The sequence below is a fragment of the Brevibacterium aurantiacum genome, assembly GCF_007558825.1.
Lineage (GTDB): Bacteria > Actinomycetota > Actinomycetes > Actinomycetales > Brevibacteriaceae > Brevibacterium > Brevibacterium aurantiacum_A.
Genome location: NZ_VLTK01000001.1, coordinates 194,220 through 207,428, shown reverse-complemented (window position 1 = coordinate 207,428; position 13,209 = coordinate 194,220). Strand labels below are relative to the sequence as shown.

Sequence of the window (13,209 nt, the reverse complement as noted above, 5' to 3'; positions counted from 1 at the left end):
TTAAGTCGCGGACCTCAGCGGCTCTCGACGATGAAGACGACAGTCGTCTCCGGTCTGAGCGCCGTGAACTCGTGCGGCTGGTCACCCGGGTAGGTCAGGTAGTCGCCGACGTGAAGCTCGTAGGACTGTCCGAGCACCTCGATGCGTGCCGCCCCCTGCCCCAGGATCACATGCTCGATAGTGCCGACAGGGTGCGGCTGTGAGATTCGCGGCTGACCCGGTTCGGCCTGAATGAAATAGACATCGCGCCGCGCATTCGCCGGCGATGCTGAGAGCAGGGTCGCCGCATAGTTCGCGGTGTTCGACGGCAGGCTGGGCAGATCCTTGGCATGCAGGAGTGCGACTTCGTGCTGCGGGGGATCGAGCAGTCTGGCCAGTGGGATGTCGAGCGCGGATGCCAGGGCCCACATCGTCTCGACACTGGGATTGCCGGTGCCAGCCTCCAGCCCGGACATGGTCGATTTTCCGATCCCCGCTCGACGGGCGACTTCGGACAGCGAGAGGTTCGCGCGCATCCGCTCTCGTCTGATTGCGATTGCGATCTGCTCACGCGGCGTCGGGCCAGCCGACGGCTCACTGGATCCGGTGGGTGCCTCATCTCGTGGTTGAGAACTCATAAGTTCACTATAGCGACCCAACGTTCCGGTTGACGAACGATTTGTGAGTGTGCACTATATAGAACATGAGTTCTGTGTTTCGCACGATAGATCGGGTCCTTCCGGGCTCGACCTATCGTGACGTCGTCATCGTCACGATCACGATCATCGCGGTCGCCCTGTCCTACGGGGCCATCTCCGCGGTGTCCGGATTCCCGTGGTGGCAGACGCTGCTGCTGGCGATGTTCGCCCTCGGCGGTGCAGCGGAATTCACCTTCGTCGGCGTGATCGCAGCAGGCGGAGCGCCGGTCCTTGCAGTGTTGGCGGGCCTGCTGGTCAACTCACGGAACTTCGCCTTCGGCATGGCCGTTGGGCCGTTCTTCCCGCAGGACTGGCGCGCACTCATCGCGGCGCACTGGATCAACGACGAATCTATCGCCGTATCGCGAACGGTCAGCACCGACCGGGCACGGTGGCATGCATTCCTTCTCATGGGTGCGGCAATCGCACTGATGTGGCCGAGCGGGGCCATGCTCGGCCAGTGGCTCGGCAGCGTCATCGACGCCGATCTCCTCGGCCTCGATGCGGCCTTCCCCATCATCCTCTTCTGCCTCATCCGCGGCGATCTGAAGAGCAGGACCACGCTGTCGCTCACGGTCGTCGGAATCCTCATCTCGGTCCTCCTCACTCCGCTCCTGCCGCTCGGACTCGGAGCCGTGACCTCTCTGTCGGTATTCGTGTTCGTGGCAGCCGGCTGGTCGATCAAGGCAGTCATCAGGAGGCGTACCGCCCAGACTGATCGCAGTGACGCTGGCGTTCGCAGCGATGCTGACGATCTCGATCGACAGGAGGGAAGCCGATGAGTCCGGTCAGTTTTCTCATCGCACTCGCCGCGCTGAGCATCGGAACCTATGCCATGCGCTTCGCCGGTGTGAAGCTCGGTGCGGCGATCGCAACGAAGGGCAGACGCCGACAGCTCGCGCGCGCCTCGGCGGGGGCATACGACACCACAGGACCGAACGGCACCGCAGAACTCGCGGGGGAGTCGGAAGGCGACTCGACGGCGACGGTGACGAAGTGGATGGATCGGGCGACGGTCGTCCTCATCGGTGCAGTCTTCGCGACGACGGCGATCTTCGATGGTCAGGACATCGCGGACCCCGCACGGCTCATCGGCGTCGGCGTGGGAGTCCTGGCCGCGATCCTGCGAGTGCCGATGCTCATCTGTGTGCTGCTGGGAATGGGTGTCTGCGCAGGCATCCGAATGACAGGGGTCCTGTGAACGCCGGCCATGGTGCGCAGGTGCGACAGTCAGAGTCAGACTGGATGACAGCCAGCGTCTGACCGTGTGACGGGCAGAGCGCCGGACTTCCTCAACGGCGTACTTCCTCAACACCGTGTCGTCGCAGCGCTGAGGCGGTTCATGTGCGGAGGGTGATCCGACGATGAGGATTCGCCCAGGATCCGAGCCGTCCCCGTGCCCCGAAGAGCTGCGATTGCTAGGGTAGATGCTATGGAAATAATTGCCGGCGTTCAGCAGATGGTCTTTCTCGCCTTGTCCGTCGCGGCCTTCGGCCTCCAGCTGTGGGCGTTCATCGACTGCCTCCGCTATAAGGACGAGAACTATCGCGCCGTTGACAAACAGAGCAAGAAGTTCTGGGTCATCCTCCTCGGCGTCGGTCTCGCGCTCGCACTCATCGCGCTTCCACCCATGGGCATGCGCATCATCTTCCTCAACCTGATCGCACTCGTCGCCGGCATCGTCTACCTCACCGACGTCCGCCCGAAGATCAAGGCGATCGACCCGCGCAATCGCAAACAGAATCGGAACCACTGGCGCTGAGGCCGCGACGAACACGCGCAGATGACAAACGACCTCAACCTCCCGGGCCCAGATTCCGACTACATCGCCACCTTCGGCACCGGTGAGCCCCACACGCTCTTCGGCCACGGATTCGCCGGCGCAATCCGCGACACCCGTCCCTTCGGCACTGGCATCACCGGCACCAAGCATTTCGTCCACCTGCCCGGCCACGGCGGACGCCCCTCACCTGGATCGGGGTGGAACTACGGCCACATCGCCGAGGTGCTGGCACGGGCCCTGACGTCCACCTCGGCGACGCAGGCCCTCGGCGTATCCATGTCCGCCGGCGGACTCCTCAGACTGCTCGGCACCACTCATCCGGCGAGCCGGAACCTCGAGAAGGTCGCGCTCGTGCTTCCGGCATCATTCACCGGATTCTCCGCCGAGGTGGCCGATGCGAACCGCGGCTACCTGGAGGGACTGCGTGATCTGGTGGCAGCCGGTGACGTCGAGTCCATCACGGACCTGATGCTTTCTCGCGAACCCACCGAGGTCGCCGAGCTCCTGCCGGCCAGAGCCTGGACGAAGACGAAGGCCGAGAATCTCGTCAATACGGACATGTCCGACGGGCTCGGCTTGGCTCTTGAGATCGCAGTCGACGAGAGCGCAGGCGATGTGAGCACGGGCAATGACCCGCTGAGTGCTCTGGCTCGGTTCCCGGGGGAAGCGCTCGTGCTCACCCACGAGGATGACCCTGCCCATCCGGTCGAGGTCGCCGAGGCTATTGCGGCCGCGATTCCCGAGGCCCACTTGGAAGTCCTGCCAGCGGGATCGATCCTGTGGCGCGGGCGCCACGAAGTCCGCCGGATCCTCGGCGAGTTCTTTGGCTAAACTGTCACAGTGCGCATATCCGTTCTCTCACTCCACACCTCGCCCGCGGCTCAGCCGGGCCAGGGTGATGCCGGTGGGATGAATGTCTACGTCGACCAGTCGGTGCGCGCATTGGCAGCAGCTGGCCACGTGGTCGACGTCTTCACTGCCGACCCAAGCGGTATTGACGGCCTGGGCGGGCGCGCCGGCACCCTGCAGATCGCTGAGAACGTCCGACTCCACCAGCTGCCGATCGATGCGGCCAACAAGGACGAGCTTGCCGATGCCATCGACGAACTCGTGCTGCTCCTCCTCGCCGAGCCGAGCTTCACCTCAGCCAATGTGATCTGGGCGCACTATTGGATCTCCGCCGAGGCGGCGCTGCGGGCTCAGGAGCTTCGCTCCCAGGAGTCACCGTCGGCGGTCGCCGACGACGCGACCAGGTCGGGTGAGCGTCCTCGAATCGTCGTGAGCATGCACACGATCGGCGCAGTCAAGAACCGCGACTCAGAGACCAGCCACGAACGGCCTCAGCGCTTGGAAGCAGAGGAGCGAATCGCCTCGGCGGTGGACCTGATCGTGGCCAACACTCCGGCAGAGCGTCGCGATCTCATCCACGAGCTCGGCGCCGATGCCGACGCCGTAGTGGTGGCCAGGCCCGGCGTCGACCACGACCTGTTCTCCCCAGGAGATCGTGCCGAAGCCAGAACAGTTCTGGGTCTTGCACCAGACGAATTCGTCGTCCTCTATGTGGGGCGGATGCAGTTCATCAAGGGAACCGACGTCGTCGTCGATGCGATCTCCGGCCTGCGAGAGAACAACCCGCACCTGGCGTCTCGGACGCGTGGAATCCTCCTCGGCGCAGTTTCGGGCCAAGAGGCTCCGACTGGTTCTTCGTCGTACCTGCGCGAGCTGAACTCAGCGATCGCCGCCGAACCCAGCGTCGAGGTGCGACGTCCCGTCCCCGCTCATGAACTCGTCACCTACTACCGCGCGGCGGACATCCTTCTCGTCCCCTCACGCAGCGAATCATTCGGACTGGTCGCGGCCGAAGCCTCGGCATCGGGCCTGCCCGCCATAGCCTCGGCGGTGGGCGGTCTGCCCGACATCGTCGAACACGGGTATTCGGGCGTGCTCATCGCCGATCATAACCCTCGGCATTGGGCCATGGCTCTCGAGCGGATGCTCCTCGATGACGAACTGCGATGCGAACTCGCACTTCATGCCGCCGATCGCTCTGCCCGATTCGACTGGTCGGCCACGGCGGCGAGTGTGCTCGGCGCCCTCGACGTGCCGGATCTGGCCCCGACCACGACGATGACGACCACCGAACAGCTGACGGTCATGGAAGAGACAGCGACTGGGGAAGAACTTAACCCGAAGCCGCGACTGGTCGGGCGCGGCTGCTGAAGGACTCATGGATTGCCGACGGAAGGACACATGATGACGACCGACACCGAGACGCTTCTGGCCGGTGTGAGGCAGTGGGCCCATGAGAACGAGGTCGAAGTCGACGCCGTAGAGGACACGCAGATCGCCGTGGTCCTGCCGGGAGAGAAGAAGCTGAAGACGACCGTGTCGATCACCATCTCCGCGCGAACGGTGCAGCTGCAGGCGTTCGTCATCCGCCACCCGGATGAGAACGCCGAGGAGTTCAACCGCTGGCTGCTCATCAAGAACATGAGACCAGGCCCGGTGTCGTTCGGCATCGACACCCTCGGCGATGTGTATCTGGGAGCCAGCGTTCCCCGGGGCCGACTTCTCGAGGAACTCGACTCTCTGCTCGGGGCGATTCTGGCGATCGCCGACTCCTCGTTCAACGAACTTCTGCTCATCGGCTTCCTCACCGGAATGAAGAAGGAATGGGCCTGGAGGGTCAGTCGCGGCGAGTCGACGCGGAACCTCGCCGCCTTCGAAGACGTCCTCAGCGGACCGGACAACGAATTTCTGGAGCAGGCTTGAACGTCGACGATTACATCGCCGGCTTCGACGATGTGCACAAGCGGGAATTCCTGAGGCGCCTGCGGGACCTCAGCCGCGCCGCTGCGCCCACCGCTGAGGAAGGCCTCAAGTGGGGGAACCCTGCCTATTTCGTAGGCACGATCCTCTTCGCCTTCGCCGGCTATGCTAAGCACGCGAACTTCGTATTCACCCCCAGCACCAAAGAGGCCTTCGCCGATCGGCTGAGCGGATTCGACACCGGAAAGGGTTCGATCAAGCTCTACTACGATCGCGAGATACCCACCGACCTGCTGGCGGAGATGATCGCCCACCGCATCCGTGAGTTCGAGGTCGATGGGGTGAAGTGGATGTGAGTCTCAGCTCAGGTCCAGTTTGAGCCCTTCGTGACTGGCCTCGTAGCCCAGCCGTGCATAGAACCGCTGCGCATCCGTGCGCGACTTATCGGTCGTCAGCTGAGCCAGCGAGGCCCCGAATCGACGCCCGCAGTCATGGGCCCATTCGAAGACCGCCGTGCCCAGTCCTAGGCCCTGCGCATCAGGCCCGATCCTCACCGCTTCGATCTGCAGCCGCGTCGAACCTCGTCGTGACAGGCTCGGGATCAGCGTCAGCTGCAGGGTGCCGACGACGGCGGTCGATCCGGTGTCGGACGGGCGTGGCTGCCCACCCTCATCGTTGTTCGCAGAACCGTCATGATGAGTCTCGGCACCGTCATGGTGGGTCTCAGCATCTTCGTGATTGCTCTCAGCACAGTTGGTGACGTCGTCGATCGTGACCAGAAGCTGATTGGGATCGGAATCGATGAGACCGAAGGCACGCTGGTAGTCTGCCACCTCCTCGGCGCCGGAACCCTCACGAGCAGCACCGAGGGCGTCATCGCGAAGCAGGGACACGAGGTCGTGCACATCGGTGTCTCGTGCCCGCCGAATCAGAAATCTCCTGTTCGCGAGAGCGATCGTCTCCTCGTCGAAAGCGGAGAAGCCCGACGGGGTCGAGGGCCCGATCACAGTCCCGACTCCTGTGTGTGACTGTCTCCGGCGACCTGCTCACGCGGTGGTTTGCCGTAGGGGCGGCGTGCGAACACCGAGGCCAGGAGTGCACCGGAGACGTTGTGCCAGACGCTGAACACAGCGCCGGGAAGAGCAGCGAGCGGTGAGAAGTACGTGGTTGCGAGAGTGGATGCGAGCCCCGAATTCTGCAACCCGACCTCGAAGGTCATCGCTCGTCTGGTCGGAGTGTCCAACCGGCAGGCTGCGGCCACTCCGTAGCCGAGTCCAAGTCCCAAGACGTTGTGCGTGATGACTGCCAGGAGCACGAGGATTCCGGCGGTCGCGATGGAGTCGGCGGAGCCCGCGACGACGACCGCCACGATGTAGGCGATGGCGATGGACGCGAACCAGGGCAGAATCGGTGAGATCTTGTCGACGAACTTCGAGGCCACGAGCCTGACGATCACCCCGACGATGACGGGCACGAGCACCGTCTGACAGATCGAGACGAACATCGACCAGAACGGAACGTCCATGTATGAGCCGGCCAGCCACAGGGTCAGCAGGGGAGTGAGGACCGGGGCGAGAAGGGTCGACAGGGTTGTGATCGACACCGACAGGGCGGTATCGCCCTTGGCCAGGTAGGTGACGACGTTCGAAGCAGTCCCTCCGGGGGCACATCCGACGAGGATGACGCCGACAGCGATCTCAGTCGGAAGGCTGTAGAGGGTGACGACCAGGAGACCGAGCAGGGGCATTGCGACGAACTGCGTCACGACACCGAGGGCGGCGATCCACGGCTTCTTCGCGATCCGAGCGAAGTCCGGCAGCGTCAGCGTCAGACCCATGAAGAACATGACGATTCCGAGAGCCCAGGTGATCGAGGGCGCGAGAGGAGTGAACGTGTCGGGACTGAGGAACCCGAGGACTCCGGCGATCACGACGAGGACCGGCAGTGCCGTCACAGCGATGATCGAACTGCGGTCGGAGTTCGGCTGCTGGGGCTGAGGAGCCGATGAGCCTCCCGCCTGCGGTGGCGGGGTCGGCGACTGCGAGCTCGACGATGGAGGCTGTGGGTTCGACGGCTGAGGCTGTGGGTTCGACGACTCAGGCTGCGAGCTCGACGACTGCGGTGTAGGGGTGTCAGGCATGAGTTCAGGCTATCCCGGCATATCGGGATGCAAGATCGAGTGCCGAATAGTGAGAAATATCTCGGAAGCACCTGGACCAGAGGGTGGGCGGCTCTGTGTGCGTCGGCACGGTCGTGCAAAAATGGTGGCATGACGCATAACCTCATCCTGCTGCGCCACGGCGAGAGCGAATGGAACCAGAAGAATCTGTTCACCGGTTGGGTCGACGTGACCCTGACGGACAAGGGGCGGGCTGAGGGCCAGCGGGCCGGCGAGCTCCTGCGCGAGGCCGACCTCATCCCCGACGTCGTCTACACCTCCCGTCTCAAGCGGGCCATCCTCACCTCGAATCTGGCGCTCGAGGCCGCCGATCTCTCCTGGCTGGACGTCCATCGCAGCTGGCGACTCAACGAACGCCACTACGGTGCACTGCAGGGCAAGAACAAGAAGGAGATCCGCGAGGAGTTCGGCGAGGAGCAGTTCATGACGTGGCGCCGCTCCTTCGACACCCCGCCGCCAGCTCTCGGCGACGCCTCCGAATTCTCGCAGGCCGGAGATCCTCGCTACGCCAACCTCGGCGGTTCCCTGCCTCGCACGGAATGCCTGGCCGACGTCATCGACCGGCTTCTGCCCTACTGGTACGACCGGCTCGTCCCCGAGCTCACCGTCGGACGCACCGTGCTCGTCGTCGCCCACGGCAATTCGCTGCGTGCCCTCGTCAAGCACCTCGACGGTATCTCCGATGCCGATATCACCGGCCTCAACATTCCCACCGGCATCCCGCTGCACTACGAGCTGACCGAGGACTTCACTCCGGTCAGGCCCGGCGGCACGTACCTCGATGCGGCTGCCGCAGAGGCCGCGATCGGTCAGGTCGCCAACCAGGGTCGCTGAGGCTCAGACTCTCCCTCGCCCGGGCTCGCACTCACCTGCTGTCACCTCGGCGACTGCCCTCATCTGCTCAAGGAGAAGGGAGATCGCCGGGGATGCGCTCATGGAGGCCCGCCACACGAGGTAGATCCAGCGGGCGATGCTCGGATCGTCGAGTTCGACGACGGTGACGTCGGCTGGCAGGTGCGGCCGTCCCAGCCGCGGCACCAGCGCGAGCGCCCCGACGGCCCGGACGAACTCGATCTGGGTGTCATACTCCATCGCCCAGTACTCGATCCGCGGTTCGGCGTTGAGGGGATCGAAGAGCGCGGTGAGCCAGCGGTGGCATACGCCGTTGCGCGGTGCCGAGACGAAGACCTCGCGGAGGAGATCCTGCCGGGTCACCAGATTGCGTGATGCCAGATGGTGGTCACGATGCATGACGATATCGGCCCGGTCGACGGTGATGAGCTCGGAATTCAGCGTCGAGGGCAGCTGGGGAGGACCCTCCCGCCAGTCGAAGATCAGCGAAGCGTCGATCCGACCGACCGTGACCATGTCGATGAGCTCATCGGGTTCCTCCTCGATGTTGGTGATCGTCAGCTCCGGCGCGGTGTTCTTGAGCAGCGGCAGGGATGGCACCAGCACCCCGCGGATGCCGGTCGAGAAACCGCCCACCGTGATCCGACCTCGAGGTTCGCCCGACCTTGCCCGGGCGTCGGTCTCGAGGCTTTCGAGATCCTGGAGCAGCTCGGCGCCGCGACGGCTGAGCTCCCGACCCATCGGAGTCAATGCGATCCCCCGTCCGGTGCGCTCGGTGACAGGCGAGCCGAGGTAGCGCGAGAGCTTCTGCAGCTGGTGGCTGATGGCCGCCGAGGTGTAGCCGAGTGCATCGGCCGTCGCCGTGACGGATCCGGCCGAGTCGAGAGCAACGAGCGTGCGCAGAGCGAGAGCGTCAATCATCAAACAATTTTAACGAAACCACGCATTTATATTCAATGGAATTTTGATGCAATGGCTGGGATCCTGGAGGTATGCGTCCCGTCCATTACATGCTCGCCCTGCTCGTCGTCGTTCTCTGGGGCGTCAACTTCATCTTCATCGACTTCGGATTGCGGGACTGGCCACCGCTGCTCCTCGTCGCAGCCCGCTTCACGCTCGTCGTGATCCCGGCGATCTTCTTCGTCAAGTACCCCAGAGGGAACTTCCGACGCATCCTCCTCATCGGCGTCTTCATGTCCGCCGGTCAGTTCGGCCTCCTCTACACAGCCATGTTCCTCGGACTGCCTGCGGGTCTGACGTCGATCGTCATCCAGATTCAGGCCGCTTTCACGGTGCTCGTCGCGGCCCTTGTGCTCAAGGAATTCCCGAGTCGACGCCAGATCATCGGCATCCTCATCGGCCTGTCCGGACTGTGCGTCATCGGCCTGAGCCTCCAGGCATCGGTGCCGATCGTCGCCTTCCTCGTCGCGCTCGCCGCGTCCCTGTCCTGGGCGATCGGCAATGTCATCGCCCGCGGCGTCAAGGAGGGCACGAACGGTGTGCAGATGACCGTGTGGTCGGCCATCGTGGTCCCCGTGCCCCTGTTCGCGCTCTCGATGCTCGTCGACGGCCCCGCCGAGGTGGCTCACGCACTTGCGAACCCGACCTGGGGAGTCGTGGCTTCGGTCGTCTACACCGCCGGCTGCGCCTCACTCATCGGCTACGTCATCTGGAATTCGCTGCTTGCAAGGTTCCCGGCATCGCAGGTGGCGCCGTTCTCACTGTTGGTTCCCCTGGTCGGTGTGCTCTCGGCCTGGCTCGTCCTCGGAGACCGTCCCACCGTTCCCGAGCTCGTCGGCGGAGCCCTGCTGCTTCTGGGCGTCGCCGTCACGACGGGAGTGCTGAAGACCATCGCACGCAGCATCAGCGGAACGAACCGGAGGCAGCGGAAGGTCATCGCCAGCGAAAAGCCCGAGGTCGAACATTCGTCGACCTCGGGCTGATTCGGTGTTTCAGGCGTATGTCACTTCTTCGACAGGTACGGTTCCCAGTTGCCGGTGAGCAGGTATTCGACCTTCTGAGACACGGACACCGCGTGATCGCCGAAGCGCTCGTAGTAGCGCGAGAGCAGGGTGACGTCGGCGATGTGGCGGGGTGCCAGCGAACCGGCGGGCGCCTCGGCGAGCTTGGCGAAGATGCTCAGGTGCAGTTCGTCGAGCTCTTCGTCGATCGCATTGATCGTGGGCACGGCGGTCAGGCCCGGGTTCGACAGCAGGTTCTCCGTCGCCTCGGCGATCTTCTCTCCGGATTCGCCCATGCGGGTGAAGGTGTCGGTGAAGTGGTCGGGGATCGCTGACTCCGGGTAGCGGATGCGGACCTGCTGGGCGATGTGGCGAGCGAGGTCACCCATGCGCTCGAGCGAAGCGGACATCCGCAGTGAGCCGATGACCGCGCGCAGGTCGGCGGCGACGGGGGCCTGCAAGGCCAGCATCTCAGCGGCCTGAAGGTCGAGGGCGTGCTGCATGTGGTCGATCACGGCGTCGGCTTCGATGACCTTTTCGGCCAGTTCGAGGTCGTTGCTTCGCAGGGACTGGTTCGCCAGGCGCATCGCCTCGTGAACTTTGACAGACATGTCGACCAGCTGCGTGGCCAGCTCGTCCAGCTCATTTCTGAAGACTTCGCGCATTGACAGCGGTTCCTTAATCTCGTGGATCTTGTGCAAGGGGAGGTGCCTGAGATCGCCCTGGGTGCGGACAACCCTCCGGTCAGGATAGGCACACTGTGTCAGCTTGACACCATTGGGTGAACGTTGTCTGGCATGCAGGTGAATTCCTCGGCAAAAGCGGCGTCCTGGGGTCGATTCCGTGCGCCTCTGAAGCCGACTGCGCATAAGCTTGATGACGTGGACCTCTTGATCGTAGCGGTCCTGACCGGCATCGTCGGTCTGGGACTGGGCATAGCGGGAATTCTGGCGTTTCGTTTCAGCGAACGCTCCCGTGATGCTGCCGATCTGCATTCTGAGGACGACCTGCCCGAAGGCATCGCCGAGGTTCTGGCTGTGCTGCCCTCGGCCGCGATCGTTCTCGACGCCGGTGATGACGTCGTCAAAGCATCCCCGGCCGCTTACACGTTCGGGCTGGTCAGAGGGCATTCCCTTGCTTCTCCCGAGATGCTGCGCATGGTCGGCCGAGTCCGCTCCAGAGGCCTCATCGAAGAGATCGAACTCGAACAGAAGCGCGAGCAGACGGATTCGATCCTGCGATTCCTCCACGCTCGTGTGGCGCCCTTGGGCACGGCCTTCGTCCTCGTCCTCTGTGACGACCAGACCGAGTCCAAGCGCGTTGACTCCATTCGGCGAGATTTTGTTGCCAACGTCTCCCACGAACTCAAGACCCCCATCGGCGCGATGTCCCTCCTCGCCGAGGCGGTCACCGACTTCTCCGATGACCCGCAGGCCGTCGAACGCTTCGGCGGTCGCATGCAGCGGGAGTCGAAGCGGCTGACTCAGCTGGTGCAGGAGATCATCGACCTGTCCCGCGTCCAGGACCATACCGCTCCGTCCGCGACGGAGAAGATCTCCGCCGCCGAGGTGGTCGATGATGCCGCTGACCGTGCCCGTACGCGTGCCGAGAGCAAGAACATCCACATCGAGGTCTCGCCACCGGGCACAATGCTCATCGAGGGCAACTACGAACTCCTCGTCAATGCGGTGCGCAACCTTATCGACAATGCCATCAACTACTCACCCGACGGCACTCGCATCGGCGTCGGAGTCGACCTGGTCGACGAACGCGTCGAGATCTCCGTCGCCGACCAGGGCATCGGTCTCTCCACTCAGGACACCGAGCGCGTCTTCGAACGTTTCTACCGCGTGGACCCGGCGCGTTCGCGTATCACGGGTGGAACCGGGCTGGGGCTGAGCATCGTCAAGCACATCATCGCCACACACGGCGGGCAGGTGAAGGTCTGGAGCCGCCTCGGCAAGGGTTCGACCTTCACCATCGTGCTTCCGCTGGCAGGCAACGTCTCCGATGACGAAGCATCCTCCTCGGCGCCGGATGGGGTCCTGCTCGAGCACTCGGCACGGGCTGATGCCGACGAGGCTGAGGTTGAGGTTGAGACGGATGCAGAGGGAGCCGCTGCTGATGGCGCGGTTGCCAATGACGGCACCGAACATGACCCCGACGATGACAAGGGCGTCAGCACAGGGGAGAATGAGAATGAGACAACCCAGGTTCTGAAAACCGGAAGCGAACAAAGGAAGCTCACAACGTGACTCGAATTCTGCTTGTCGAGGACGAGGATTCGTTCTCGGACCCACTGTCGTACCTGCTCGATAAAGAAGGATATGAGGTGACAGTTGCCGATGACGGTTTGAAGGCTCTCGCAGAGTTCGACCGCAACGGCGCCGATCTCGTTCTGCTCGACCTCATGCTGCCGGGAGTCTCCGGCACCGAGGTATGCCGAGAGCTGCGTGCGAAGTCCAGTGTGCCGATCATCATGCTCACGGCCAAGGACTCGGAGATCGACAAGGTGGTGGGACTCGAACTCGGCGCAGACGACTACGTGACCAAGCCCTACTCCTCGCGAGAACTGCTGGCCAGGGTGCGAGCGGTGCTGCGCCGCAACGTCGAGTCCGAAGCCTTCGACGACGAGTCGGTGCTCGAAGCCGGGGGAGTCCGCATCGATGTCGAACGTCACGTCGTCAGCGTCCGCGGCGAAGAGCTGTCGATGCCGCTGAAGGAGTTCGAGCTGCTCGAGATCCTCATCCGCAACTCCGGTCGAGTGATGACACGCGGTCAGCTCATCGACCGGATCTGGGGAGAAGACTACGTCGGCGACACGAAGACCCTCGACGTCCACGTCAAGCGTCTGCGTGCCAAAGTCGAACAGAACCCCTCGGAGCCGCGCCTGCTCACCACGGTGCGCGGACTCGGCTACAAGTTCGAAGCCTGACCACGACTCCCCGCAGAGCCTGACTGCGCGCAGCGGGAGCTTGGCCAAGCAGG

At 63.8% G+C, this 13,209-nt stretch carries 16 protein-coding genes; 11 read left to right on the top strand and 5 right to left on the bottom strand.

The window, feature by feature from the left end; all coding sequences use genetic code 11:
- Nucleotides 1–14: 14 nt before the first annotated feature.
- The gene (locus tag FO013_RS01050) at nt 15–617 is read right to left on the bottom strand and encodes a helix-turn-helix domain-containing protein (protein WP_143920625.1); all 603 of its coding nucleotides are present in this window, start codon (nt 615–617) and stop codon (nt 15–17) included.
- Between the two features lie 65 nt (nt 618–682).
- On the opposite strand from FO013_RS01050, the gene FO013_RS01045 reads away from it, so the two are divergent.
- The 7 genes from FO013_RS01045 to FO013_RS01015 all read left to right on the top strand — a co-directional run bounded on the left by FO013_RS01045 (nt 683) and on the right by FO013_RS01015 (nt 5,585).
- Entirely contained in the window at nt 683–1,459 is a 777-nt protein-coding gene (locus tag FO013_RS01045; RefSeq protein WP_143920624.1) for an AzlC family ABC transporter permease, read from the top strand.
- Nucleotides 1,456–1,878: an AzlD domain-containing protein gene (locus FO013_RS01040; protein ID WP_143920623.1), complete on the top strand. Its 423-nt coding sequence runs from the start codon at nt 1,456–1,458 to the stop codon at nt 1,876–1,878. The genes FO013_RS01045 and FO013_RS01040 overlap by 4 nt, the downstream gene beginning before the upstream one ends.
- Before the next feature lie 231 nt (nt 1,879–2,109).
- Nucleotides 2,110–2,439 (top strand): DUF2516 family protein, encoded by a 330-nt coding sequence (locus FO013_RS01035; RefSeq protein ID WP_143920622.1) that lies wholly within the window; start codon nt 2,110–2,112, stop codon nt 2,437–2,439.
- A gap of 21 nt (nt 2,440–2,460) precedes the next feature.
- Nucleotides 2,461–3,291, top strand: a complete 831-nt coding sequence (locus tag FO013_RS01030) for an alpha/beta fold hydrolase (protein ID WP_143920621.1) — start codon at nt 2,461–2,463, stop codon at nt 3,289–3,291.
- A 9-nt stretch (nt 3,292–3,300) separates the two neighbouring features.
- Nucleotides 3,301–4,680 carry a glycosyltransferase gene (locus FO013_RS01025; protein ID WP_143920620.1) on the top strand — a complete coding sequence of 460 codons (1,380 nt, stop codon included), beginning with the start codon at nt 3,301–3,303 and terminating at the stop codon, nt 4,678–4,680.
- 30 nt (nt 4,681–4,710) lie between these two features.
- Nucleotides 4,711–5,232 carry a YbjN domain-containing protein gene (locus FO013_RS01020; protein ID WP_313900560.1) on the top strand — a complete coding sequence of 174 codons (522 nt, stop codon included), beginning with the start codon at nt 4,711–4,713 and terminating at the stop codon, nt 5,230–5,232.
- On the top strand, nt 5,229–5,585 hold the full coding sequence (locus FO013_RS01015; RefSeq protein ID WP_143920619.1) for an iron chaperone: 357 nt from the start codon (nt 5,229–5,231) through the stop codon (nt 5,583–5,585). The genes FO013_RS01020 and FO013_RS01015 overlap by 4 nt, the downstream gene beginning before the upstream one ends.
- Before the next feature lie 3 nt (nt 5,586–5,588).
- On the opposite strand, the gene FO013_RS01010 is transcribed toward FO013_RS01015, so the two are convergent.
- Nucleotides 5,589–6,236, bottom strand: a complete 648-nt coding sequence (locus tag FO013_RS01010) for a GNAT family N-acetyltransferase (protein ID WP_260847897.1) — start codon at nt 6,234–6,236, stop codon at nt 5,589–5,591.
- Nucleotides 6,233–7,183 carry a bile acid:sodium symporter family protein gene (locus tag FO013_RS01005; RefSeq protein ID WP_395949267.1) on the bottom strand — a complete coding sequence of 317 codons (951 nt, stop codon included), beginning with the start codon at nt 7,181–7,183 and terminating at the stop codon, nt 6,233–6,235. The genes FO013_RS01010 and FO013_RS01005 overlap by 4 nt, the downstream gene beginning before the upstream one ends.
- Before the next feature lie 315 nt (nt 7,184–7,498).
- On the opposite strand from FO013_RS01005, the gene FO013_RS01000 reads away from it, so the two are divergent.
- On the top strand, nt 7,499–8,242 hold the full coding sequence (locus FO013_RS01000) for a phosphoglyceromutase (RefSeq protein WP_143920617.1): 744 nt from the start codon (nt 7,499–7,501) through the stop codon (nt 8,240–8,242).
- 3 nt (nt 8,243–8,245) lie between these two features.
- Here the strand turns inward: FO013_RS01000 and FO013_RS00995 are convergent, their stop codons facing one another.
- Nucleotides 8,246–9,181, bottom strand: coding sequence for a LysR family transcriptional regulator (locus FO013_RS00995; RefSeq protein ID WP_143920616.1), 936 nt, complete (start codon nt 9,179–9,181; stop codon nt 8,246–8,248).
- 71 nt (nt 9,182–9,252) lie between these two features.
- Between FO013_RS00995 and FO013_RS00990 the strand changes: the two genes are divergently transcribed.
- Entirely contained in the window at nt 9,253–10,203 is a 951-nt protein-coding gene (locus FO013_RS00990) for an EamA family transporter (protein ID WP_143920615.1), read from the top strand.
- 20 nt (nt 10,204–10,223) lie between these two features.
- Here FO013_RS00990 and phoU read toward each other — a convergent pair whose 3' ends face one another.
- A complete protein-coding gene (gene phoU, locus FO013_RS00985) occupies nt 10,224–10,886 on the bottom strand; it encodes a phosphate signaling complex protein PhoU (RefSeq protein WP_143920614.1) in 663 nt (220 codons plus the stop codon).
- Nucleotides 10,887–11,102: 216 nt separating this feature from the next.
- Between phoU and FO013_RS00980 the strand changes: the two genes are divergently transcribed.
- Together FO013_RS00980 and FO013_RS00975 are read left to right on the top strand one after the other, a co-directional pair.
- A complete protein-coding gene (locus tag FO013_RS00980) occupies nt 11,103–12,476 on the top strand; it encodes a sensor histidine kinase (protein WP_260847896.1) in 1,374 nt (457 codons plus the stop codon).
- Complete coding sequence (locus FO013_RS00975; RefSeq protein WP_143920613.1) at nt 12,473–13,156, top strand: response regulator transcription factor; 684 nt, start codon at nt 12,473–12,475, stop codon at nt 13,154–13,156. The genes FO013_RS00980 and FO013_RS00975 overlap by 4 nt, the downstream gene beginning before the upstream one ends.
- Nucleotides 13,157–13,209 lie beyond the last annotated feature (53 nt).

Excerpts from the sequence above, each read along its gene's own strand:
- FO013_RS01050 (WP_143920625.1), bottom strand. The coding sequence starts at position 617 with ATGAGTTCTCAACCACGAGATGAGGCACCCACCGGATCCAGTGAGCCG.
- FO013_RS01045 (WP_143920624.1), top strand. The coding sequence starts at position 683 with ATGAGTTCTGTGTTTCGCACGATAGATCGGGTCCTTCCGGGCTCGACC.
- FO013_RS01040 (WP_143920623.1), top strand. The coding sequence starts at position 1,456 with ATGAGTCCGGTCAGTTTTCTCATCGCACTCGCCGCGCTGAGCATCGGA.
- FO013_RS01035 (WP_143920622.1), top strand. The coding sequence starts at position 2,110 with ATGGAAATAATTGCCGGCGTTCAGCAGATGGTCTTTCTCGCCTTGTCC.
- FO013_RS01030 (WP_143920621.1), top strand. The coding sequence starts at position 2,461 with ATGACAAACGACCTCAACCTCCCGGGCCCAGATTCCGACTACATCGCC.
- FO013_RS01020 (WP_313900560.1), top strand. The coding sequence starts at position 4,711 with ATGATGACGACCGACACCGAGACGCTTCTGGCCGGTGTGAGGCAGTGG.
- FO013_RS01000 (WP_143920617.1), top strand. The coding sequence starts at position 7,499 with ATGACGCATAACCTCATCCTGCTGCGCCACGGCGAGAGCGAATGGAAC.
- FO013_RS00995 (WP_143920616.1), bottom strand. The coding sequence starts at position 9,181 with ATGATTGACGCTCTCGCTCTGCGCACGCTCGTTGCTCTCGACTCGGCC.
- FO013_RS00990 (WP_143920615.1), top strand. The coding sequence starts at position 9,253 with ATGCGTCCCGTCCATTACATGCTCGCCCTGCTCGTCGTCGTTCTCTGG.
- phoU (WP_143920614.1), bottom strand. The coding sequence starts at position 10,886 with ATGCGCGAAGTCTTCAGAAATGAGCTGGACGAGCTGGCCACGCAGCTG.